The organism is Pseudomonas mandelii (assembly GCF_900106065.1).
In the GTDB taxonomy this organism is placed as follows: domain Bacteria; phylum Pseudomonadota; class Gammaproteobacteria; order Pseudomonadales; family Pseudomonadaceae; genus Aquipseudomonas; species Aquipseudomonas mandelii.
On sequence record NZ_LT629796.1, the window covers coordinates 2872060 to 2895745 of the forward strand.

The window sequence follows — 23686 nt, forward strand, 5'->3', positions numbered from 1 at the left end:
GCTCGCGAAGGCATACGGACATTCAACATCGATGTTGAATGATCCGGCGCTTTCGCGAGCAGGCTCGCTCCCACAGGTTTTGTATCTTTTCTGACCGGTTGTTTTCTTCAGTCGACAAACAGGTCCGGCATCAGCGGGTCAGTGGTGTCGGGCGCGAACCGATACTGTTCAAAATCCGTCACCCCGTGCTCACTCAGAATCTCTTCATCAATCAGCAACCGCCCGGTAATGCTGCGACCGCTGCTGTCCAGAATTGCGTAAGCAGCATCGGCCATGATCGCCGGCGTTCGTGCGTGTTTGAAGGATTCCCTTGAGCCAAGCTGAAACTCGATGGCCGCCGTCGCAATCATCGTCTGCGGCCACAACGAATTGACGCTGATGCCATAACTGGCAAATTCCTCACTCATGCCCAGGGTCAGCATGCTCATGCCGTATTTGGTCACCGTGTAGGGGCTGTATTGGGCGAACCATTTCGTCGCCAGGTTCAACGGTGGCGACAGGTTAAGAATGTGACCCTTGGTTTTTTTCAGATAGGGCAGGGCAGCCTGGCTGCACAGCAACACGGCGCGGGTGTTGATTTGGTGCATCAGGTCGAAGCGCTTGAGCTCGATGTGTTGAACGCCGGTCAGCTTGATCGCCCCGGCGTTGTTGATCAATGCATCGATACCGCCGAAATGCTCGTGGGCCTGGGCCAGCGCCTCGCGTACCGCGAGTTCATCGCGAACATCCACCTGCAAGGCCAGCGCCTTGCCACCCGCGTCTTCAACTTCCTTGGCCACGCTGAAAATCGTGCCGGGCAGTTTGGGGTGGGGGTCGGCGCTTTTGGCGGCAATCACAATGTTGGCCCCATCCCGCGCAGCTCGCAGCGCGATCTCACGACCAATCCCACGGCTGGCACCGGTAATGAACAGGGTTTTGCCTTGTAAGGACATGCGTACGCTCCTGATTATTATTGTCTGAGCGGATAGAAGCGGCTCGCCAATCAATGTAGACCAAGAGTTTCAGGGTGAGTGATCAGGGGAGGGGGAAAGGGGTTTTGTGGCGAGGGAGCTTGCTCCCGCTGGGCTGCGAAGCGGCCCCGAATACTGAGAATGCGGTCTGTCTGGCAGACCGCATTGGCTGGTTCTACGACGGCTGCGCCGCCGAGCGGGAGCAAGCTCCCTCGCCACAGGGGATCGGGTTGCTGTTTGAAGGAATCAGTGGGACATGACTTCGCGAATATCCGCCGCCAATTCACGTACGCGTTCTTCTTCGGTATCCCACGAGCACATGAAGCGTGCGCCGCCGTTGCCGATGAAGGTGTAGAAACGCCAGCCCTTGGCCGTCAGTGCAGCGATGGCCGGCTCCGACAGTTGCAGGAACACGCCGTTGGCCTGTACCGGGAACATCAGTTCCACGCCGGGAATATCGCTGACCAGTTCTGCAAGAAGCTGCGCGCAATGGTTGGCGTGGCGAGCGTATTTGAGCCAGGCGTCGTTTTCCAGAATCCCGACCCACGGTGCCGACAGGAAACGCATTTTCGAGGCCAGTTGCCCCGCCTGTTTGCAGCGGTAGTCGAAGTCTTCGGCCAGTTTGTGGTTGAAGAACAGAATCGCTTCACCCACCGCCATGCCGTTTTTCGTGCCGCCGAAGCACAACACATCGACGCCGGCTTTCCAGGTCAGGTCGGCCGGGGAGCAGCCGAGGAATGCGCAGGCGTTGGAGAAGCGCGCGCCGTCCATGTGCAGGTTCAGGCCCAGCTCTTTGCAGGTGGCGCTGATGGCGCGGATTTCTTCCGGGGTGTAGACGCTGCCGACTTCGGTGGCCTGGGTCAGGGTCACGACGCGGGGTTTCGGGTAGTGGATGTCCTGGCGCTTGAGGGCGACTTCGCGGATCGATTCCGGGGTCAGCTTGCCGTTTTCGGTGCGGGCAATGAGCAACTTGGAACCGTTGGAGAAGAATTCCGGCGCGCCGCACTCGTCGGTTTCGACGTGGGCGGTTTCCGAGCAGATCACGCTGTGGTAACTCTGGCACAGAGACGACAGGGCCAGCGAGTTGGCCGCGGTGCCGTTGAAGGCGAAAAACACTTCGCAGTCGGTTTCGAACAGTTTGCGGAAATCATCGGACGCGCGTGCGGTCCATTCATCGTCGCCGTAAGCGCGTTGGTGGCCGTGGTTGGCCTGTTCCATGGCAGCCCAGGCTTCAGGGCAGATACCGGAATAGTTGTCGCTGGCGAATTGTTGGCTCTTATCGGTCATGGCCCTGCTTTCCGTGGTCGAGACGCTTATGGTGAAGCGCCTCGTGGTCAATGATGGTGCGCACTTTACCGAAGATCATCCGGCGAGCACACGGGATGCGTCTGACAGAACACTACAAAGACGACGGGCAATTATGCACATGACGCAAAGGGATGGGGCACTGGATCTGCTCAAGTGGCTGGCGCTATTGAGCATGGTGCTCGATCACCTGCGATATGTCGGTTACTCCGTCGATCTGCTGTATGTGCCGGGACGGCTGGCGTTTCCGTGGTTCTGCCTGGCGATGGCGGCCAACCTTGCGCGCACTGGTGCCACGACGACCGACGGCCAGTGGCGTTACCTGGGCTGGTTGCTGTTGTTCAGCGCCCTGAGCGAAATTCCCTACCGGATGTACATTCCCGATCCCGACACCTTGAACGTGTTGCCTACGCTGGCGCTGGGATTGCTGGTGGCCCGCGGCTGGCAGGATCAACGCCTGCAATCACGACTGCTCGCGGTGGTTGCGCTGGCGCTGGCGGCGCTGTTCCCGCAGTGGCTGATGTTTGGATTCTTCGGGGTGCTGCTGCCGCTGGCGACGTTGCTGGTGATCCGCCGGCCCTGGTATTTCAGCCTGTTGCCGGGGTTGGTGTGTTTGGCGGCGAATCAATGGGAGGTGCTGTTTTACTCCGCGCGGATCGGCAACCGTGCAGCCTTCCTCGGCATTGCCGCCTGTCTGATTGCGCCATTGCTCGGGTTGTTCCTGTTGCGACATACCCGGCATTTCCAGCCGCCGCCAATGCGGCGTTGGGCGTATGCCTTGTATCCGCTGCATTTTTTGCTGTTGCTCGCAATGCGCCAGGCAATCGCCTGACCCCTGTAGGAGTGAGCCTGCTCGCGATGAGGCCGTCACAGCCAGCATTGATGTTGCCTGACCCACCGCTATCGCGAGCAGGCTCACTCCTACAGGGGTTCCTTGGTGATTTGAGGAGTGTGTTCGGCATGCCATTTCCCGCCATGTCGTAAACGCACCTTTGCGTGGCGTCCGTAGGCATTTGGCCTGTCTGCGCCGGTCATACCATCGCATCAAAGGGCACTGTCGAAACACCGGTGCCTTACCGAGACGAATGGCGCATAGATGCCGCTGGGAGAGACGCGATGTTCAGCAAGCAAGACCAGATCCAGGGTTACGACGATGCACTGCTGGCGGCGATGAATGCCGAGGAGCAACGCCAGGAAGATCACATCGAGCTGATCGCGTCAGAGAACTACACCAGCAAACGCGTCATGGAAGCGCAAGGCAGCGGCCTGACCAACAAATACGCCGAAGGCTATCCGGGCAAGCGCTACTACGGTGGCTGCGAGCACGTCGATAAAGTTGAAGCGCTGGCCATCGAACGCGCCAAGCAACTGTTCGGTGCCGACTACGCCAACGTCCAGCCGCACTCCGGCTCTTCGGCCAACAGTGCTGTGTATCTGGCCCTGATCCAGCCGGGCGACACCATCCTCGGCATGAGCCTGGCCCACGGTGGTCACCTGACCCACGGCGCCAAAGTGTCGTCCTCGGGCAAGCTGTACAACGCCGTGCAGTACGGCATCGACACCAAAACCGGGTTGATCGATTACGACGAAGTCGAGCGCCTGGCGGTCGAATGCAAACCGAAGATGATCGTTGCCGGCTTCTCGGCTTACTCCAAGACCCTCGACTTCCCACGTTTCCGTCAGATCGCCGACAAGGTCGGTGCGCTGCTGTTCGTCGACATGGCCCACGTGGCCGGTCTGGTCGCCGCTGGCCTGTATCCGAACCCGCTGCCGTACGCCGACGTGGTCACCACCACCACCCACAAAACCCTGCGCGGTCCGCGTGGCGGCCTGATCCTGTGCAAGTCCAACGAAGAAATCGAGAAAAAGCTCAACGCTGCGGTATTCCCCGGCGCACAGGGCGGCCCGCTGATGCACGTCATCGCCGGTAAAGCCGTGTGCTTCAAGGAAGCGCTGGAGCCTGGTTTCAAGGTTTACCAGCAACAAGTGATCGACAACGCCCAGGCCATGGCCGGCGTGTTTATCAAACGCGGCTACGATGTAGTGTCCGGCGGCACCGATAACCACCTGTTCCTGGTCAGCCTGATCCGTCAGGGCCTCACCGGCAAAGAGGCGGATGCAGCACTCGGTCGCGCCCACATCACCGTCAACAAGAACGCTGTCCCGAACGATCCACAGTCGCCGTTCGTGACCTCCGGCCTGCGCATCGGCACCCCGGCGGTGACCACGCGCGGCTTCAAGGTGACCCAGTGCGTGGAACTGGCCGGCTGGATCTGCGACATCCTCGACAACCTCGGCGACGCCGACGTGGAAGCGAATGTTGCCCAGCAAGTGTCGGCCCTGTGCGCGGACTTCCCGGTTTATCGCTGAGCGCGGTTTTGGAGTAAATGACTATGCAACGCTACTCGGGCTTCGGCCTCTTCAAACACTCCCTCAGCCATCACGAAAACTGGCAGAAAATGTGGCGCACGCCGACCCCTAAAAAGGTCTATGACGTGGTCATCGTCGGCGGTGGCGGGCATGGTCTCGCCACGGCTTACTACCTGGCCAAAGAGCACGGCATCACCAACGTGGCCGTGGTCGAGAAAGGCTGGCTGGGCGGCGGTAACACCGCGCGCAACACCACCATCGTTCGCTCCAACTACCTGTGGGACGAGTCGGCGCACCTGTACGAACACGCGATGAAATTGTGGGAAGGTTTGTCCCAGGATCTGAACTACAACGTCATGTTCTCCCAGCGCGGCGTTTACAACCTGTGCCACACCCTGCAAGACATCCGTGATTCCGAGCGTCGGGTCAGCGCCAACCGCCTCAACGGCGTGGACGGTGAACTGCTCGATGCCAAGCAAGTGGCCGACGAGATCCCGTACCTCGACTGCTCGAAGAACACTCGCTACCCGGTGATGGGCGCAACCGTTCAGCGTCGCGGCGGCGTGGCCCGTCACGATGCCGTGGCGTGGGGCTTTGCCCGTGCCGCCGACGCCTTGGGCGTGGACCTGATCCAGCAGACCGAAGTGATCGGCTTCCGCAAGGAAAACGGCGTGTGCATCGGCGTTGAAACCAACAAAGGCTTCATCGGCGCCAAGCGCGTCGGCGTGGTGACCGCCGGTAACTCCGGGCACATGGCCAAGCTGGCCGGTTTCCGCCTGCCGATCGAATCCCATCCGCTGCAAGCGCTGGTGTCCGAGCCGATCAAGCCGATTATCGACAGTGTGATCATGTCCAACGCCGTACACGGTTACATCAGCCAGTCCGACAAGGGCGACCTGGTGATCGGCGCCGGTATCGACGGCTACAACGGCTACGGCCAGCGTGGTTCGTACCCGGTGATCGAACACACCATCCAGGCCATCGTCGAGATGTTCCCGGTGTTGTCCCGCGTGCGCATGAACCGGCAGTGGGGCGGCATCGTCGACACCACACCGGATGCCTGCCCGATCATCTCGAAAACCCCGGTCCCGAACATGTTCTTCAACTGCGGTTGGGGTACCGGCGGCTTCAAGGCCACACCTGGCTCGGGCAACGTGTTTGCCGCGAGTCTGGCCAAGGGTGAAATGCACCCATTGGCCGCACCTTTCTCCATCGACCGTTTCCACAACGGTGCGTTGATCGATGAACACGGCGCTGCTGCGGTTGCCCACTAACAGGAGAAATCCCCATGTTGCATATCTTCTGTCCTCACTGCGGCGAGTTGCGCTCCGAAGAGGAATTCCACGCATCCGGCCAGGCGCACATTCCGCGCCCGCTGGATCCGAACACCTGCACCGACGAGGAGTGGGGCGACTACATGTTCTTCCGCGATAACCCTCGCGGTCTGCACCACGAGTTGTGGGATCACGTCGCCGGTTGCCGTCAGTATTTCAACGCGACCCGCGACACCGTGACCTACGAGATTCTCGAGACCTACAAGATCGGCGCCAAGCCGCAGTTCACCGACAAGACCGATAGCCCGAAAGCGGCCACGACGGCTCTGGGAGAGAAGGTATGAGCCAGATCAATCGCCTGTCCAACGGCGGACGGATCGACCGCAACAAAGTGCTGAGCTTCACCTTCAACGGTCAGGTCTACAAAGGCTTTGAAGGCGATTCGCTGGCCGCTGCCCTGCTGGCCAACGGTGTCGACATCATCGGTCGCAGCTTCAAGTATTCCCGTCCGCGCGGCATCTTCGCTGCCGGCGCCGAAGAGCCGAATGCCGTGCTGCAGATCGGCGCGACCGAAGCCACGCAGATCCCGAACGTACGTGCCACGCAACAAGCGCTGTATCAAGGCCTGGTCGCCACCAGCACCAACGGCTGGCCAAGCGTCAACAACGACATGATGGGGATTCTCGGCAAGGTCGGCGGCAAGCTGATGCCGCCGGGCTTCTACTACAAAACCTTCATGTACCCGCAATCGTTCTGGATGACTTACGAGAAGTACATCCGTAAGGCCGCCGGCCTTGGCCGCTCGCCGACCGAGAACGATCCGGACACCTACGACTACATGAACCAGCACTGCGACGTGCTGATCGTCGGCGGTGGCCCCGCAGGTCTGGCCGCTGCACTGGCGGCTGCGCGCAGCGGTGCTCGTGTCATCCTCGCCGATGAACAGGAAGAGTTCGGCGGCAGCCTGCTCGACTCCCGCGAAAGCCTCGACGGCAAGCCAGCGGCCGAGTGGGTCGCCAGCGTCATCGCCGAACTGAAAGACACCCCGGACGTGCTGCTGTTGCCGCGCGCCACGGTCAACGGTTACCACGACCATAACTTCCTGACCATTCACGAGCGCCTGACCGATCACCTCGGCGACCGCGCTCCGATTGGCCAGGTGCGTCAGCGCATCCACCGGGTTCGCGCCAAACGTGTGGTGCTGGCAACCGGCGCTCACGAGCGCCCACTGGTCTACGGCAACAACGACGTGCCGGGCAACATGCTGGCCGGCGCTGTCTCGACTTACGTTCGCCGTTACGGCGTGGCACCGGGCAAGAAACTGGTGCTGTCGACCAACAACGATCACGCCTACCGCGTGGCGCTGGATTGGCTCGATGCCAGCCTGCAAGTGGTGGCCATCGCCGACGCCCGCAGCAATCCGCGCGGTGCATTGGTTGAAGAAGCGCGCGCCAAAGGCATTCGCATCCTGACCGGCAGCGCCGTGATCGAGGCCCGTGGCAGCAAGCACGTGACCGCCGCTCGCGTTGCCGCGATCGATGTCAAAGCACACGCCGTGACCAGCCCTGGCGAGTGGCTTGATTGCGATTTGATCGCCAGCTCCGGTGGTTACAGCCCGGTGGTTCACTTGGCTTCTCACCTGGGTGGCAAACCGATCTGGCGTGAAGACATCCTCGGTTTCGTACCGGGCGAAGCACCGCAGAAACGCGTGTGCGTTGGTGGCATCAACGGCGTCTACGGCCTCGGCGATTCGTTGGCCGATGGTTTTGAAGGCGGCGCTCGCGCAGCCAGCGAAGCCGGTTTCAGTGTGGTCGAAGGCACGTTGCCGAAGGCCCTGAGCCGTCTCGAAGAGCCCACCCTGGCGCTGTTCCAGGTGCCGCACGAAAAAGGCACCTCACGCGGACCGAAGCAATTCGTCGACCTGCAAAACGACGTCACCGCCGCCGCCATCGAACTGGCGACCCGCGAAGGCTTCGAGTCGGTCGAGCACGTCAAACGCTACACCGCACTGGGCTTCGGCACTGACCAGGGCAAGCTCGGCAACGTCAACGGCCTGGCCATCGCCGCCCGTTCGCTGAACGTGACCATCCCGCAGATGGGCACCACCATGTTCCGCCCGAACTACACGCCGGTAACCTTCGGCGCCGTGGCCGGTCGTCACTGTGGGCACATCTTCGAACCTGTCCGTCACACCGCGCTGCATCACTGGCACGTGAAAAACGGCGCCGAGTTTGAAGACGTCGGTCAGTGGAAGCGTCCTTGGTACTTCCCGAAAAACGGTGAAGACATTCACGCTGCGGTGAAACGCGAATGCAAAGCCGTGCGCGACAGCGTCGGCCTGCTGGACGCTTCGACCCTGGGCAAGATCGACATCCAGGGCCCGGACACCCGCGAGTTCCTGAACCGCATCTACACCAACGCCTGGACCAAGCTCGACGTGGGCAAGGCCCGTTACGGCCTGATGTGCAAAGAAGACGGCATGGTGTTCGACGACGGCGTGACCGCATGCCTGGCCGATAACCACTTCGTGATGACCACCACCACCGGCGGCGCTGCTCGCGTGCTGCAATGGCTGGAAATCTACCACCAGACCGAATGGCCAGACCTGAAGGTGTACTTCACGTCCGTGACGGATCACTGGGCAACCATGACCCTGTCCGGGCCGAACAGCCGCAAGCTGCTCAGCGAAGTGACCGACGCAGATCTGAGCAACGAAGCCTTCCCGTTCATGACCTGGAAAGAAGCTTTGGTCGGCGGTGTGCCGGCGCGGATTTTCCGGATTTCGTTTACCGGTGAGCTGTCGTACGAAGTCAACGTGCAAGCCGACTATGCGATGGGCGTGCTCGAGAAAATCGTCGAGGCTGGCAAGCAGTACAACCTGACCCCGTATGGCACCGAAACCATGCACATCCTGCGGGCCGAGAAGGGCTTCATCATCGTCGGTCAGGACACCGACGGCTCGATGACCCCGGACGACCTGAACATGGGCTGGTGTGTCGGTCGCACCAAACCGTTCTCGTGGATTGGCCAGCGTGGCATGAACCGCGAAGACTGCGTGCGTGATCAACGCAAACAGCTGGTGGGCCTGAAACCGATCGACCCGACCAAATGGCTGCCGGAAGGTGCGCAACTGGTGTTCAACACCAAGCAGACGATCCCGATGACGATGGTCGGTCACGTCACTTCCAGCTACCTGCACAACTCCCTGGGCTATTCGTTTGCCATGGGCGTGGTGAAGGGCGGTTTGAAGCGCATCGGTGAGCGCGTGTTCGCACCGCTGGCCGATGGCAGCGTGATCGAGGCGGAAATCGTTTCTTCGGTGTTCTTCGATCCAAAGGGTGATCGCCAGAACATCTAATGGCTTCGGGTCCTGTGGGGTGCCTGCTACCGCCTTCGCGAGCAGGCTCGCTCCCACAGGAGATCGCGGTCAAATGTGGGAGCTAGCCTGCTGGCGATGACGGCAGTGCAGCCACCACAGGAACCAACAGAATTCAGGAAAGGTGCTTTATGACCGCAGCCAATGTGTACCAACAACGCCCAACCACCGGGGCCAAGGCCGAGTCGTCGCTGCATCATGCCGGCCTCGCCAGCCTGGTGGGCAAGGGCCGTAAAAGCGCCGGCGTGATCGTGCGTGAGAAAAAACTCCTCGGCCACCTGACTATTCGTGGTGATGGCCACGATGCGGCGTTCGCCGCTGGCGTGCACAAGGCCCTCGGGATCGAACTGCCGGCCGCGCTGACCGTCGTCGTCAAAGGCGAAACCAGCCTGCAATGGATGGGGCCGGATGAATGGCTGCTGATCGTGCCGACCGGCGAAGAATTCGCCGCCGAGCAAAAACTGCGTGAAGCGCTGGGCGACCTGCACATCGCGATCACCAACGTCAGCGGCGGCCAGCAGATCCTCGAACTGAGCGGCCCGAACGTGCGCCAGGTGCTGATGAAATCCACCAGCTACGACGTGCACCCCAACAGTTTCCCGGTGGGCAAGGCTGTCGGCACCGTGTTTGCCAAGTCGCAACTGGTGATCCGCCACACCGCCGAAGACACCTGGGAACTGCTGATCCGTCGCAGCTTCTCGGATTACTGGTGGTTGTGGTTGCAGGATGCGGCGGCGGAATACGGCCTAAGCGTCCAGGCCTGATCAGGAGGCGATCACCTGTGGGAGCGAGCCTGCTCGCGAAGGCGGTATCTCAGCGACATTGATGTCGACTGACACGCCCTCTTCGCGAGCAGGCTCGCTCCCACAGGAGAATGTTTTGTTCCCCGAACTCTCAGGAGTCACCGCACTATGAGCCGCGCCCCAGACACATGGATTCTGACCGCCGACTGCCCAAGCGTCCTCGGCACCGTGGACGCGGTGACCCGCTTTCTGTTCGAGCAGGGCTGCTACGTCACCGAGCACCATTCCTTCGATGATCGGCTCTCGGGCCGTTTCTTCATTCGCGTGGAATTCCGCCAGCCCGATGGCTTCGACGAGCAAGCCTTCCGCGCCGGACTGGAAGAGCGTGGCAAAGCCTTCGGGATGGTCTTCGAGCTGACACCACCGAACTACCGGCCAAAAGTGGTGATCATGGTCTCCAAGGCCGATCACTGCCTCAACGATTTACTCTACCGCCAACGCATTGGCCAATTGTCGATGGACGTGGCCGCCGTGGTGTCCAACCACCCGGACCTCAAACCGTTGGCCGACTGGCATCAGATTCCGTACTACCACTTCCCGCTGGACCCGAACGACAAGCCGTCGCAAGAGCGTCAGGTGTGGCAGGTGATCGAAGAGTCCGGCGCTGAACTGGTGATCCTTGCCCGCTACATGCAAGTCCTGTCGCCAGAGTTGTGCCGCAAACTCGACGGCAAGGCGATCAACATCCATCACTCGTTGCTGCCGGGTTTCAAGGGCGCCAAGCCTTATCACCAGGCCTACAACAAGGGCGTGAAACTGGTCGGCGCCACGGCGCACTACATCAACAACGACCTGGACGAAGGGCCGATCATCGCCCAGGGCGTGGAGGCGGTGGACCACAGTCATTACCCGGAAGACTTGATCGCCAAAGGTCGGGATATCGAAGGGCTGACCCTGGCGCGGGCCGTCGGGTATCACATTGAACGACGAGTGTTTCTCAACGCCAATCGCACGGTCGTTCTCTAGTTCGCTTTCGCGAGCAGGCTCGCTCCCACCGGTTTTGTGTTGGTCACAGACGTGTGTACACCCCCGATCAAATGTGGGAGCGAGCCTGCTCGCGAAGAGGCCCTATCAGGCAACACAAGACACAGGCAATAACCCGAGCAATCAACGCGCCGCCGCTCCATGGCGACGCGACCGCTACATAAAAACAACAGCGAGGTGAAAGCATGTCTGGCAATCGTGGTGTGGTGTATCTCGGCAATGGCAAGGTCGAGGTGCAAAAAATCGACTATCCGAAAATGCAGGACCCGCGCGGCAGGAAGATTAACCACGCCGTCATCCTGCGTGTGGTTTCCACCAACATCTGTGGTTCCGACCAGCACATGGTGCGCGGCCGCACCACTGCTCAGACTGGCCTGGTGCTGGGCCATGAAATCACTGGCGAAGTGATCGAGAAGGGCAGCGACGTCGAAAACCTGCAGATCGGCGATCTAGTCTCCGTGCCGTTCAACGTGGCTTGCGGGCGCTGCCGTTCCTGCAAGGAAATGCATACCGGTGTTTGCCTGAGCGTTAACCCGGCGCGTCCGGGCGGTGCTTACGGTTATGTCGACATGGGCGACTGGACCGGCGGCCAGGCTGAGTACGCGATGGTGCCGTATGCCGACTTCAACCTGTTGAAACTGCCTGATCGTGATCGCGCGATGGAAAAAATCCGCGACCTGACCTGCCTCTCCGACATCCTGCCGACCGGTTACCACGGCGCAGTCACCGCTGGCGTTGGCCCAGGCAGCACCGTGTACATCGCTGGCGCCGGCCCTGTCGGTCTGGCCGCTGCCGCGTCCGCCCGCCTGCTGGGCGCGGCGGTGGTGATTGTTGGTGACGTCAACACCGTCCGCCTGGCACACGCCAAGGCCCAGGGTTTCGAAATCGCCGACCTGTCCCTGGACACCCCGCTGCACGAACAAATCGCTGCACTGCTGGGCGAGCCAGAAGTGGATTGCGCCGTCGACGCCGTAGGCTTCGAAGCGCGCGGCCACGGCCATGACGGCGTGAAACACGAGGCCCCGGCCACCGTGCTCAACTCGCTGATGGGCGTGGTACGGGTTGCCGGCAAAATCGGTATCCCGGGCCTGTACGTGACCGAAGATCCAGGTGCCGTCGATGCTGCCGCAAAAATGGGCAGCCTCAGCATCCGCTTCGGCCTGGGCTGGGCCAAATCCCACAGCTTCCACACCGGCCAGACGCCCGTGATGAAGTACAACCGCCAGCTGATGCAGGCGATCATGTGGGACCGCATTCACATTGCCGACATCGTTGGCGTGGAAGTCATCAGCCTTGATGACGCGCCACGCGGTTATGGCGAGTTCGATGCGGGCGTGCCGAAGAAGTTTGTGATTGATCCGCATAAGTTGTTCAGTGCGGCGTAAGCGTTACGCAAGACGGGAGAAGGGCGACAGAGATGTCGCCCTTTTTTATGGCTGTCCGGTGACACCTAATTGCTCAAAGAGAATGAGCAGTCATTGTTGGGTTTAGAATAACAGCGATTCGATTCGTCCCAATTCGCAGGCGCCGCGGCTTTCCAGTTGACTACATTGTCTAGAAACAAGGCCAGATTTTGGTAGCGGCAACTCAACTGACTGACTTTCACTGGCCCGTTTTCGGTTTCGTCTTCAGTGATATACGCCGCATCTTCAAAAACCAGAGTCTTAACATCGACCGGTTGTCCCGGATCTTCTCCTTTCCAGATATGGCCGGATTTGTCCTTGGCTTCAAAGCCACTTTTTGTTTTGTAAATAGATGAGGGTTCAGGGCAAGTATCTGCGTAGGTATAGTTACTCACGGTCAGGATTGCTAAAACGCTGGCAATAATCTTTGTCTGCATGGTGTCTAACCCCCGTTTGTTTGTCCGTAATAAACACTCGCGTTGATACCTATTGCCAGCTAATTGCCGTAAGTGAAGAAAAACAATAGCTTCAGTTGGTATGTACGCAAAAGAGAAGCTGGACTTACGGTCAAAACTAAATAGATTTAATGAGGCTTTTTGTCGCTTACCACTATGATGTTCTTTGCGTACCACTGTCCGTTATCGCCTTGGACTAGGTCATACGTCACCTTATCGGGCTCTTCGCATTTAAGGGTGTAGCTGATTTCTAAACCCTCCTGACTTCAGCAAGCACCTGGCTATGTAATTGGTTAAATTTCTAAAGCCCAAGGCGGTACCTCGTAAGTGCTCAAGTCGCCCGTTGATAGCTTCTGTTGGACCGTTGCTGGTTCCTGGCCGGTCGAAGTAGGCAAGGATGCTCTCAGCGTATTTTTTCAGCGTTTCCCCCAAGCCTTTCACCTCGATGAGCGCTTTGGGCAAGTCGCTGGCTGTAATGATATTTATGACCTCTTCCATGAGTTTTTTACCACGTTTTCGATCCGGCTCGTTGTAGGCGCTGACCACCCGTTGGTACATGCTCCAGGTGCAATCCACTTCGAGGTGGTGCTCATCTGCAAACAGCTGGAACAGTTGCTTTTTGTTGGCGTCAGACAGGTAGCTGATCCGAGTCAGTAGCGTTCGACGGCTTTTGTAGAGCGGGTCATTTTTACGCCCTCTGCGGCCCAGGATGTCGTGTTGCACACGCCGGCGGCATTCATCCAGCATGTTGCTTGCCCAGCGCACGACATGGAAAGGATCCAGCACGGTTTGGGCTTGAGGCAGGGCTTCTTGCGCTGCAGATTTAAACCCCGTAAAACCGTCCATGGCAATGCTTTCGATCTGGTCACGCCACGATTTGGGGCGACTCTGTAGCCATTGCTTAAAGGCTTGTTTGGAGCGGCCTTCCAGCACATCGAGCAAGCGGGCCGGCCCGTTTTTGTTACGCACGGGCGTAAGGTCAACCACGATGGTGACGTACTTGTCACCACAGCGTGTATGTCGCCAAACATGCTCATCCACGCCCAGCACGGTCACACCGTCAAAACGTGTCGAGTCATTAAAAAGCAGGCGCCGTCCTTCGTTGATAATGGCATTATTAGCGGTGTGCCATGCAACATCAAGCTGGCTCGCAACACGAGATACCGACAGATGATCCAGCACGATGGCAGCTAATGCCCAGCGTATCGCCCCATATGAAAGCTTTGAACGTGGAGGTGCTGCACTGTTTGTATCTTCATGCCAGAAACAGCCGCAAGCACAACGCCAGCGACGGATACGCAGCAGCAATCTGGTTGGTCGTTGTCCGTAAGGTGTGTGAGCAAGATGCCTATCGACAGTACCGCGTGAAACACCAGCAGCCCCGCACTTGGGGCATGGCTCGGGTGCTTTGGTTAAACGACATTCGATGACGGCGCGCTCTGCACAAAGATGTTGTCCAGTGGCAGTCAGGCCGAGGTTATTCAGTTGGCAAAAGCTGGAAAGATCAGGGCTAGAAAAGGTAAGATTGTTCACGTCGGGGGCTTAGTTTTTGTTGGTGTGAGAGCTTACATTTTCTAAGATCCTCGACTCCTTTTCCAGCCGGTCAGATTTTTTCTACACCCTTAAATGCGAAGAGCCCCTTATCGCCGACCTTTGGATGACGGTCGCCCGGGTTGATGCAAAAGATAATTGGTTGAGTCTCCAGTTCTATATGTTCCAAACTTTTCGATGGCGACGAAGTAGGTTCGTTAATGACTGTAGTATCGAACTTTTCTGTTTTTCGCCTCATCGCCGTGTCTCCGATAAGAATGGCCTGCCCTAACCACTAGGTGGAAGCAGGCCTGGTCGAGTCTTCAACGACTTTGGTCATTGTTTATTTATTCGGTGCGAACCTGCGCAGCCTGTTGACCTTTTTGCCCTTTTTCTGAAACGTAAGATACTGCTTGTCCCTCTTTCAAACTTTTAAAGCCGTCTGATTCAATTGCTTTGAAGTGTACGAAAAGTTCCGCTCCTCCACTATCTGGAGTGATAAATCCAAAGCCCTTTTCATCGTTAAACCATTTAACTATACCTGTTTCTCTGTCAGCCATATTAATGCTTCCTACCAGATCGAAAACGAAGAGGTGCGAGCTGCTATTTAATAACTCACTCCCGATTGCTGTTGTTACAAACTCAGCTTAGTTTGTGCTGCGAAACGGTCGCAACTGTCAGATATGACAGATTTTTATACCGGTTTGATGTAGTCAGGTTGTTTCTTATAGCAGTCAATTAACTGGTCTATCTCATGCTATGCACTTCCAAAGGCAAAAAATGCCTGCGCCAGCAAGGAACAACACCCCCCAAACCCCGGTCAAATCGGCAGTTTTCCCGCCCACACACGGGTGGCTCTCACGGCGCAAGAGGATGTCTGGATGAAGATTTCACGCGGTTTAGCACTGGCTTCGCTGATGACCCTCGCGGCCAGCCCGGTCTTCGCCGGTTTCAGCCTGGACGATGTGACCAAAGCGGCTTCGAGCATGCAGGGGGGTAATGCTGCCGCAGCGGCTGCGCCAACGTCAGAAACGGCCGGATTGTTGAGCGCGCTCAGCGAATTGAACGTGACACCTCAACAGGCCGTCGGCGGGACTGGGGCGATGCTGGGGCTGGCGAAGAATCAGTTGAGCTCGACCGATTACTCGGAACTGGCCAAAAGCGTTCCGGGTATCGACAAGTTGTCCGGCGGCGGTGAGCTGGGTGCGCTGGCCGGCCTGCTTGGGTCTTCCGGCAAGGCGGCCGGTCTGGACAATGCCTTGGGTGCCGTGAAGAACACCAACGATCTGAACAACGCTTTCAGCGCGTTGGGCATGGACAGCGGCATGATCGGCCAGTTTGCCCCGGTGCTGTTGCAATACCTCGGTCAGCAGGGCGTTGGTGGCTCGTTGCTGGAAAGCCTGGGCGGGATCTGGGGCGCCGGCACCGGCAGTTGATTCAACGGCGCTCGGCGCGCAACGCGTCGATGCGTTGATCCTTCTCGATCCAGAGTTGGTTGACCCAGTTCTGGACCGTTTCGCGAAACACCGGATCGTTTTCGTAATCGCCTTGCCACAATGCCGGGTCGAGCTCTCGGGTCTTGATGTCGATGATGACCCTCGGCACGTTGCCGCTGAGCAAGTCCCAAAACCCCGGAATCTGCTGCTGCGGATACACCACCGTCACATCAAGCACGGCATCCAGCTGTTCGCCCATTGCCGCCAGGACAAACGCCACGCCGCCGGCCTTGGGCTTGAGCAGGTGAGTGAAGGGTGACTGCTGCTGAGTGCTTTTCGCTGCGGTGTATCGGGTGCCTTCCAGGTAATTGACCACGGTCACCGGCTGACGCTTGTACAACTCGCACGCCGCTTTAGTGATTTCCAGATCCTTGCCGGCCAGCTCAGGGTGCTTGGCCAGGAATGACTTGGTGTAGCGCTTCATGAACGGGTAATCCAGGGCCCACCACGCCAGGCCCAGGAATGGCACCCAGATCAGTTCCTTCTTGAGGAAGAACTTGAAGAACGGCGTGCGGCGGTTCAGGGCCTGGATCAACGCCGGGATATCGACCCAGGATTGATGGTTGCTGATCACCAGGTATGAGGTATCGACGCGCAGACCCTCGCCACCACGAATGTCCCACTGGGTCGGGATGCACCACTTGAAGATCAGCTTGTCGATCTCGGCCCAGGTCTCGGCGATCCACATCACCGCCCATGAGGCGTAGTCGCGATAGCGACCAGGCAAGACCAGTTTGAGCAGCGCAAACACCATCAGCGGCCCGATCAGGACCAGGGTGTTGAGCAACAGCAGCAGGGTAACTAAACAGCCGGTGAGCAGGCGGCGCATAAGTAACTCTTGAAAGCGTTTGGGCGCGTCATGATATTCAGCTTCGGGCCGCAGGCCAAATCGACGGTGACGAATGTTTCACCTTTACATCGTTATGCTTGCAGCCTGATGAGATCACCTGTGGCGAGGGAGCTTGCTCCCGCCGGGCTGCGAAGCGGCCCCAAAAGCTAATGTGAAGCGGCGTGTCAGGAACACCGAGTTGAATGGATTTACGGCGGCTTCGCCGCCCAACGGGAGCAAGCTCCCTCGCCACAAAGCTAGGTGGCCGTCCAACTATCTTTGTTGTTTGCGGTCTAGAATTTGGCCACTGCGCCCCCATTCCCAAAGGATGCCCATTACGTGAAATCCCTCCTTGCACTGCTTTCTCTCGTGGCCCTGCCGGTCCTGGCCGCCGAGCCGACGCTGTACGGGCGTTACGAATACATTGCGCTGCCGGAAATCGGCGGCGAAGTCCTCAAGGCCAAAATGGACACCGGCGCCCTGACGGCCTCGCTGTCGGCCAAGGACATCGAAACCTTCACCCGCGACGGCGACGAGTGGGTCCGTTTCCGCCTCGCCACCAAAGACGCGAGCAACAAGGTCTACGAGCACAAGGTTGCGCGGATCAGCAAGATCAAGACCCGCTCCGAAGAGGATGACGATGACAAGGAAGCCGTCGAGCCGACCAAGCGCCCGGTAGTCGATCTGGAACTGTGCCTGGGCAACGTCAAGCGCACCGTCGAGGTCAACCTTACCGACCGCAGCAGCTTCAACTATCCGCTGTTGATCGGTGCCAAGGCCTTGCGTGAATTCGGTGCGGCGGTCAACCCGGCGCGGCGTTTCACGGCCGACAAACCCGACTGCTGATTGACGGAACGAGAGGCTTGGGGCACCGTTCGCCCACTTAACTGCCGGGCTCGGACGCCATGCCTCATATCCTGATTGTCGAAGACGAAGCGGCGATTGCCGACACCCTGATATTCGCGTTGCAGGGCGAGGGGTTCACCACGACCTGGTTGAGCCTCGGCGCGGCGGCGCTGGAGCATCAGCGCCAGACCCCGGCCGACCTGATCATTCTCGACATCGGCCTGCCGGACATCAGCGGCTTTGAGACCTGCAAGCAACTGCGGCGTTTCAGCGAAGTGCCGGTAATCTTCCTCAGCGCCCGTGACGCGGAAATCGACCGCGTCGTGGGCCTGGAAATCGGCGCCGACGACTACGTGGTCAAGCCGTTCAGTCCCCGGGAAGTCGCGGCGCGGGTCCGGGCGATTCTCAAGCGCATGGCGCCGCGACCGGTGGCCGAAGTCTCATCGGCGTTGTTTCGGGTCGACTGCCAACGCGTGCAGATCAGCTATCGCAATCAACCATTGAATCTCACCCGGCACGAATTCCGTCTGCTGCAATGCCTGCTGGAACAACCCGAACGCGTCTTCAGTCGCGAGCAATTGCTCGATGCGCTGGGCGTGGCCGCCGATGCCGGTTACGAGCGCAGCATCGACAGCCATATCAAAAGCGTGCGCGCCAAATTGCGTCTGGTGAAGGCTGACGCCGAACCGATCCAGACCCATCGCGGCCTCGGTTACAGCTACAGCCCGGGGCACAGCTGATGCCGTTGGGGATCCGGATTTTCCTGGTCTACGTGCTGTTTATCGGCCTGACCGGTTACTTCGTGCTCAACACCGTGATGGAAGAAATCCGCCCAGGGGTGCGCCAGTCCACGGAAGAAACCCTGGTCGACACCGCCAACCTGATGGCCGAGATCCTGCGCGACGATTTCAAGGCCGGCACCCTCAACCAGAACCGCTGGCCCGAGCTGCTCAGGGCCTATGGCGAACGGCAGCCGAAGGCAAGCATCTGGGGCTTGCCGAAGAACCAGGTCAACCACCGGATTTACGTCACCGACGCCAAAGGCCTCGTGGTGCTGGACTCCAGTGGCGCAGCGGTGGGGCAGGACTATTCACGATGGAACGACGTCTACCTGACGTTGCGCGGTGAATACGGTGCACGTTCCACCCGCAGCGATCCGAACGATGCTACCTCTTCGGTGATGCACGTCGGCGCGCCAATTCGCGACAACGGCCAGATCATCGGCGTGGTCACCGTGGCCAAGCCCAACAGTTCGTTGCAGCCTTACGTGGATCGCACCGAACGTCGATTGCTCGCTTATGGCGCCGGGTTGATCGGCCTGGGCCTGCTGTTCGGCGCGCTGTTGTCATGGTGGCTGAGCGCGGCGCTGCGGCGGTTGACCGCCTATGCCCAAGCGGTGAGTGAGGGCCGGCGCGTCGAGGTGCCGCATTATCGCGGCGGGGAGTTGGAGCAACTGGCGACGGCGGTGGAACAGATGCGAACCCAGCTGGAAGGCAAAGCCTACGTCGAGCGTTATGTGCACACCCTGACCCATGAATTGAAAAGCCCATTGGCGGCGATTCGCGGTGCAGCGGAGTTGCTGCAAGGTGAAATGCCGTTGGCTCAGCAGCAGCGTTTCGTCAGCAACATCGACAGTGAAAGTGTGCGGATGCAGCAGTTGATTGAGCGGTTGCTGAACCTGGCCCAGGTCGAACAGCGTCAAGGGCTGGAAGAGCGGGTGGCGGTACCGTTGGCGGGTTTGGTGGATGAGTTGCTCAACGCCCAGGCCGCGCGGATCGAAGGGAAAAAGTTGCGCGTGGAACAGAGGATCGCGCCGGATATGACCCTGCATGGCGAGCCGTTTCTGTTGCGGCAGGCGCTGGGGAATCTGCTGGAGAATGCTTTGGATTTCACCCCGCCTCAGGGGCTGCTGCGGTTCAGCGCCGAGAGGGTCGGCGAGCAGATCGAGTTCAGGTTGTTCAATCAGGCCGAGGCGATTCCCGACTATGCGTTACCGCGTTTGAGCGAGCGTTTCTACTCGCTGCCGCGCCCGGACAGTGGGCGCAAGAGCACCGGGTTGGGGCTTAACTTTGTGGAAGAAGTGGTGAAGCTGCATGGTGGGGCATTGAGCATCGGCAATGTCGAGGGTGGTGTTGAAGTCAGGTTGCACCTGGCTTAGGACCGAGTTGCGACCCATCGCGAGCAGGCTCACTCCTGCTGGGGGACCGCAGATCAACTGGGGGAGCGAGCCTGCTCGTGATGGGGCCGGCCCAGACTCCACACAATCTCCATATTCCCCTCATAAATCCCCCACACACCGATTCCAGACTTTCCCCATCCAAACAGGGAGAGTCCCATGAACCGCAGCCTGACCCTAAAACTCGGGGCAATCGCCCTTCTGATTCTGCTATTGCTGATTCCGTTGCTGATGATCAACGGCGTCATCCAGGACCGCCAGCAATTGCGCGACGGTGTGCTTGAAGACATTGCCCGCAGCTCCAGCTACAGCCAGCAACTGAACGGGCCGCTGATGGTGGTGCCGTATCGCAAAGTGGTGCGCACCTGGAAACTCAACGAGAAAACCAACCAGCGTTATCAGGAAGTCGGTGAGGAGCGCGGTCGTCTGTATTTCCTCCCGGAACGCTTCGAACTCGATGGCCAGGTGCAGACCGAACTGCGCTCCCGAGGCATTTACGAGGCGCGACTGTTCCACGCCGACAACCGCATCAGCGGGCATTTCTCGGTCCCGGCGCAACTGGGCATCAAGGAAGACTTCGCCGATTACCAGTTCGACCAACCGTTTCTGGCGGTCGGGATCAGCGACATTCGCGGCATCGAAAACGCCCTGAAACTCGAACTCAATGACCAGCGGCTGGACTTTGTTCCGGGGACCCAGGTGGGCTGGTTAGGCGAAGGTGTACACGTGACATTGCCAGCGCTGGATGCCAGGCAAGCCACGGAATTGGCCTTCGGTTTCGACCTGCGGCTGCAAGGCACCGGTCAGTTGCAGATCCTTCCCGTGGGCAAGACCAGCAAGGTGTCGCTGAGCGCCAACTGGCCGCACCCAAGCTTCATCGGCAACTACCTGCCGGCCCAGCGTGAAGTCACCGATCAGGGGTTTACCGCCAACTGGCAGACCTCGTTTTTCTCCACGAACCTGCAGGAAGCGCTGAGCAGTTGTGTGTCCGGCGGTGGGTGCGAGGCGTACAGCGGCCGCAGCTTTGGCGTGAGTTTCATTGATCCGGTGGACCAATACCTCAAGAGCGATCGGGCGATCAAATACGCACTGCTGTTCATCGTGCTGACCTTCGCCGGCTTCTTCCTCTTCGAAGTGCTGAAAAGCCTGGCGGTGCACCCGGTGCAATACGCATTGGTGGGGGTTGCGCTGGCATTCTTCTACCTGTTGCTGCTGTCGCTGTCGGAGCACATCGGTTTTGCCCTGGCTTATCTGTTGTCGGCCGGCGGCTGCGTGTTGCTGATCGGGTTCTATGTCTGCCATGTGTTGCGAAGCGCGCGTCACGGCTTGAGCTTTTCGGCGGGGTTGGCGGCGTTGTATGGCTTGCTCTACGGCTTGTTGAGTGCTGAGGATTACGCGCTGTTGATGGGCTCATTGTTGCTGTTCGGCTTGCTCGGCGTGTTCATGGTGCTGACCCGCAAGCTGGATTGGTACGGGATCGGGCAGAAGCCGGCCAAGCCGTTGGCGTTTGATATCGGGGCAGTGGAATGAGCCGGTCGTTGGGGTTGCGCGAGGATCAGCGGGAGGGGGAAGAGTTGGCGAAGCAGATATTCGGTTTGTTTCCTGTTGACCCGGTGTGGTGCCATCGTGAGCAGGCTCGGTCCCACAAGGGATCTGCAGTGAACACAAGGTTCGTGCACACCACCGATCAACTGTGGGAGCGAGCCTGCTCGCGATGAGGCTCGAACCGTCAGCGAAGATTCAAACCTTCGGCATCGTCGCCACCATCGACGGCCGCTGACTCACCTCAAAATACCAGGCCGCCAGCTGGGGATTCGCCTCGCGCCATTGCAGATCCGGATGGCGCAGGTCGAGGTAACCCAGCGCACACGCCACGCTGATCGCCGCCACATCGAAATGGCTGGTCAGCTCGGCAATCGCGTCCTTCTCCAACAGCGCCAGCGCGCGACGAATCTTGTCGCGCTGGCCATCGAGCCATTCGTCCCACTGTTTTTCGGGGGCGCGCAGGACCACTTCATAACGAACCACCACCGACGCGTCCATGATCCCGTCGGCCAGCGAGGCCAGGGTCAAACGGCGCCAGCGGGCCGAACCGTCGCGGGGGATCAGCGGGTTGCCGACGTGTTGATGATCGAGGTAATCGAGGATCACCCGGCTGTCATGGATGACGTTGCCGTCGGCCAGGCGCAGGGCCGGGATCTTGCCCAGCGGGTTGTCTTCGTTGAGCGCCTGATCCGGGCTTACCGGTGTGAGCACGCAGTCTTGCAACGCCACGCGGTCGGTCTGACCGGTTTCGTGCAGCAGCACCATGACTTTGCGGACGAAGGGCGATAACGAATTGTGGAACAGGGTCATGCTGGGGGCGGACATGGCAGCGTCTCGGAGTTGGGCAGTGCTGGGCAGCATAGCGCGTTCAAGAGATTGCTCAAGATCGTGGGGGCGAGCCTGCTCGCGAAGAGGTCGTTTACATTCAGCACCCCTGTCGAATGTCAGGCCGCCATCGCGAGCAGGCTCGCTCCCACAAGGATCAGCGGCGTTGCAGCAGCCCGCGCAGGGCCAGGACGGCAGGGACGCCCAGGCCAAGCCAGCTCAAGGCATCCCACACGCCGTCGCCCAGCAACGCGGCGAACAACCCCGCGGCACTGAGCAGCGCGATCACGGTGGGCGTGGCGAAGACCTTCCAGAAGTTCGACTGTCGTGGCCTCATGCTTGAGCCTCCGCTTGCTCGAGCGCAGGTTTCGCCGCCTTGCGCCGCACTACCCACAGATAAACCCCGCTGCCCAGCACGACGATGGTCAGCCCATCCAGAGTCGCCCAGAGGATTTTCATTGGCATGCCACCGTAATCACCAAAGTGCAGGGGTTGCGACATGCCCATGGCGTCCATGTACCACGGTCGTTCCGCCACCGCCGTGACTTGCAGGGTGCTGGCGTCAATCAACACCGGGGTCAGCAGGTGCGAAGTCAGGTGGGTGCTGCCTTTCATGAACACGGCGTAATGATGTTCGCTGGAAAACCGCGTGCCGGGGAAGGCGATGAAATCGGGTTGCATGCCCGGGGCGACTTCCTTGGCGATGTCGAGCAAACGGGTCGCGGGTGCCAATTGCGTCAGCGGTGGCGCATCGCGGTAGGGTGCGATCATCGTGCTCAGTGCGTCGTTGCGCCAGGCGGCGATCAGCAGGTCGGCGCAGGCACTGATCACGCCGGTCACCCCGACCACCAGTGCCCAGGTCAGGGTGACCACGCCGATCAGGTTATGCAGGTCGAGCCAGCGCAGGCGAGTGGATTTGTCCTGGCGCACGCTGGCGAATTTCAAGCGGCGCATGAACGGCAGGTACAGCACCGTCCCGGAAATGATGGCCACGACAAACATCAGCCCCATGAACGCCAGCAACAACTTGCCCGGTAGACCGGCGAACATGTCCACGTGCAGGCGCAGCATCACCATCATGAAACCGCCGTTGGCCGACGGCATCTCCAGCGCATCGCCGGTGCGGGCGTCGAGCATGAAGGTGTGCGACGAATTGGGCTCGGTACCGGCGGTGGCCGCCATGATAGCGATCGCGGCGTTGGGCTCTTCTTCGTCGAAGCCGAAATACTGCATGACTTCGCCGGGGCGATGTTTTTCCGCCGCCTGCACCAACTGCTGCAAATTCAGCTGCGGGGTGTCCGCCGGCATTTGCTTCAACTCGGCGGCATCGCCCAGCAGGTGGTCGATCTCGTGGTGGAAGATCAACGGCAGGCCGGTCAGCGCCAGCATCAGCAGGAACACGGTGCAGATCAGGCTGGTCCAGGTGTGGATGAACGACCAGCGGCGAATTGTTTTACTTTTCATTTGATGGCCTTCAGAAATACCAAAGCCGTCCCCGAAGGACGGCTTGGTCTTGGAG

Annotated in this window: 22 protein-coding genes; 13 read left to right on the forward strand and 9 right to left on the reverse strand. The window is 59.7% G+C overall.

Annotated features, from left to right (window positions below; all coding sequences use genetic code 11):
• Window positions 1-107 precede the first annotated feature (107 nt).
• Both BLU63_RS13070 and BLU63_RS13080 read right to left on the reverse strand, forming a co-directional pair.
• Window positions 108-932, reverse strand: coding sequence for an SDR family oxidoreductase (locus BLU63_RS13070; protein ID WP_083375606.1), 825 nt, complete (start codon window positions 930-932; stop codon window positions 108-110).
• Between the two features lie 264 nt (window positions 933-1196).
• The gene (locus BLU63_RS13080; RefSeq protein WP_010467030.1) at window positions 1197-2237 is read right to left on the reverse strand and encodes a threonine aldolase family protein; all 1041 of its coding nucleotides are present in this window, start codon (window positions 2235-2237) and stop codon (window positions 1197-1199) included.
• 133 nt (window positions 2238-2370) lie between these two features.
• On the opposite strand from BLU63_RS13080, the gene BLU63_RS13085 reads away from it, so the two are divergent.
• From BLU63_RS13085 to fdhA, 8 genes are all read left to right on the forward strand, one after another.
• Window positions 2371-3087 carry a TraX family protein gene (locus BLU63_RS13085; protein ID WP_083375608.1) on the forward strand — a complete coding sequence of 239 codons (717 nt, stop codon included), beginning with the start codon at window positions 2371-2373 and terminating at the stop codon, window positions 3085-3087.
• Window positions 3088-3371: 284 nt separating this feature from the next.
• Window positions 3372-4625 carry a serine hydroxymethyltransferase gene (gene glyA / locus BLU63_RS13090; protein WP_010467035.1) on the forward strand — a complete coding sequence of 418 codons (1254 nt, stop codon included), beginning with the start codon at window positions 3372-3374 and terminating at the stop codon, window positions 4623-4625.
• A 23-nt stretch (window positions 4626-4648) separates the two neighbouring features.
• Window positions 4649-5899: a sarcosine oxidase subunit beta gene (locus tag BLU63_RS13095; RefSeq protein WP_007947735.1), complete on the forward strand. Its 1251-nt coding sequence runs from the start codon at window positions 4649-4651 to the stop codon at window positions 5897-5899.
• A gap of 14 nt (window positions 5900-5913) precedes the next feature.
• Window positions 5914-6243, forward strand: coding sequence for a sarcosine oxidase subunit delta (locus BLU63_RS13100; RefSeq protein ID WP_010467039.1), 330 nt, complete (start codon window positions 5914-5916; stop codon window positions 6241-6243).
• On the forward strand, window positions 6240-9257 hold the full coding sequence (locus BLU63_RS13105) for a sarcosine oxidase subunit alpha (RefSeq protein WP_077747275.1): 3018 nt from the start codon (window positions 6240-6242) through the stop codon (window positions 9255-9257). The genes BLU63_RS13100 and BLU63_RS13105 overlap by 4 nt, the downstream gene beginning before the upstream one ends.
• Before the next feature lie 149 nt (window positions 9258-9406).
• On the forward strand, window positions 9407-10039 hold the full coding sequence (locus BLU63_RS13110; protein ID WP_077747276.1) for a sarcosine oxidase subunit gamma: 633 nt from the start codon (window positions 9407-9409) through the stop codon (window positions 10037-10039).
• 147 nt (window positions 10040-10186) lie between these two features.
• On the forward strand, window positions 10187-11044 hold the full coding sequence (gene purU, locus BLU63_RS13115; RefSeq protein ID WP_010467046.1) for a formyltetrahydrofolate deformylase: 858 nt from the start codon (window positions 10187-10189) through the stop codon (window positions 11042-11044).
• A gap of 203 nt (window positions 11045-11247) precedes the next feature.
• Complete coding sequence (gene fdhA / locus BLU63_RS13120) at window positions 11248-12447, forward strand: formaldehyde dehydrogenase, glutathione-independent (RefSeq protein ID WP_077747277.1); 1200 nt, start codon at window positions 11248-11250, stop codon at window positions 12445-12447.
• Between the two features lie 65 nt (window positions 12448-12512).
• Here the strand turns inward: fdhA and BLU63_RS13125 are convergent, their stop codons facing one another.
• From BLU63_RS13125 to BLU63_RS13135, 3 genes are all read right to left on the reverse strand, one after another.
• Window positions 12513-13097: a DUF3757 domain-containing protein gene (locus BLU63_RS13125; protein WP_144443446.1), complete on the reverse strand. Its 585-nt coding sequence runs from the start codon at window positions 13095-13097 to the stop codon at window positions 12513-12515.
• Window positions 13098-13151: 54 nt separating this feature from the next.
• Window positions 13152-14453: an ISL3-like element IS1411 family transposase gene (locus tag BLU63_RS13130; protein WP_011920678.1), complete on the reverse strand. Its 1302-nt coding sequence runs from the start codon at window positions 14451-14453 to the stop codon at window positions 13152-13154.
• 344 nt (window positions 14454-14797) lie between these two features.
• Complete coding sequence (locus BLU63_RS13135; protein WP_083375610.1) at window positions 14798-15010, reverse strand: cold-shock protein; 213 nt, start codon at window positions 15008-15010, stop codon at window positions 14798-14800.
• Between the two features lie 321 nt (window positions 15011-15331).
• Between BLU63_RS13135 and BLU63_RS13140 the strand changes: the two genes are divergently transcribed.
• Window positions 15332-15886, forward strand: a complete 555-nt coding sequence (locus BLU63_RS13140; protein WP_077747279.1) for a DUF2780 domain-containing protein — start codon at window positions 15332-15334, stop codon at window positions 15884-15886.
• Between the two features lies 1 nt (window position 15887).
• On the opposite strand, the gene BLU63_RS13145 is transcribed toward BLU63_RS13140, so the two are convergent.
• Entirely contained in the window at window positions 15888-16775 is an 888-nt protein-coding gene (locus BLU63_RS13145) for an acyltransferase (RefSeq protein WP_083375611.1), read from the reverse strand.
• A 339-nt stretch (window positions 16776-17114) separates the two neighbouring features.
• On the opposite strand from BLU63_RS13145, the gene rloA2 reads away from it, so the two are divergent.
• The 4 genes from rloA2 to creD all read left to right on the forward strand — a co-directional run bounded on the left by rloA2 (window position 17115) and on the right by creD (window position 21327).
• Window positions 17115-17621, forward strand: a complete 507-nt coding sequence (gene rloA2, locus BLU63_RS13150; protein ID WP_010467060.1) for a retropepsin-like aspartic peptidase RloA2 — start codon at window positions 17115-17117, stop codon at window positions 17619-17621.
• 59 nt (window positions 17622-17680) lie between these two features.
• Window positions 17681-18361, forward strand: a complete 681-nt coding sequence (creB, locus tag BLU63_RS13155; RefSeq protein WP_077747281.1) for a two-component system response regulator CreB — start codon at window positions 17681-17683, stop codon at window positions 18359-18361.
• Window positions 18361-19779: a two-component system sensor histidine kinase CreC gene (gene creC, locus BLU63_RS13160; protein WP_083375612.1), complete on the forward strand. Its 1419-nt coding sequence runs from the start codon at window positions 18361-18363 to the stop codon at window positions 19777-19779. The genes creB and creC overlap by 1 nt, the downstream gene beginning before the upstream one ends.
• 177 nt (window positions 19780-19956) lie before the next feature.
• Window positions 19957-21327 (forward strand): cell envelope integrity protein CreD, encoded by a 1371-nt coding sequence (gene creD / locus BLU63_RS13165; RefSeq protein WP_083375613.1) that lies wholly within the window; start codon window positions 19957-19959, stop codon window positions 21325-21327.
• 210 nt (window positions 21328-21537) lie between these two features.
• On the opposite strand, the gene BLU63_RS13175 is transcribed toward creD, so the two are convergent.
• The 3 genes from BLU63_RS13175 to BLU63_RS13185 form a co-directional block, all read right to left on the reverse strand.
• Window positions 21538-22167, reverse strand: coding sequence for a glutathione S-transferase (locus BLU63_RS13175; RefSeq protein WP_077747449.1), 630 nt, complete (start codon window positions 22165-22167; stop codon window positions 21538-21540).
• Window positions 22168-22324: 157 nt separating this feature from the next.
• A complete protein-coding gene (locus tag BLU63_RS13180; RefSeq protein ID WP_010467072.1) occupies window positions 22325-22504 on the reverse strand; it encodes a hypothetical protein in 180 nt (59 codons plus the stop codon).
• Window positions 22501-23631, reverse strand: a complete 1131-nt coding sequence (locus BLU63_RS13185; protein ID WP_083375615.1) for a PepSY-associated TM helix domain-containing protein — start codon at window positions 23629-23631, stop codon at window positions 22501-22503. The genes BLU63_RS13180 and BLU63_RS13185 overlap by 4 nt, the downstream gene beginning before the upstream one ends.
• Window positions 23632-23686 lie beyond the last annotated feature (55 nt).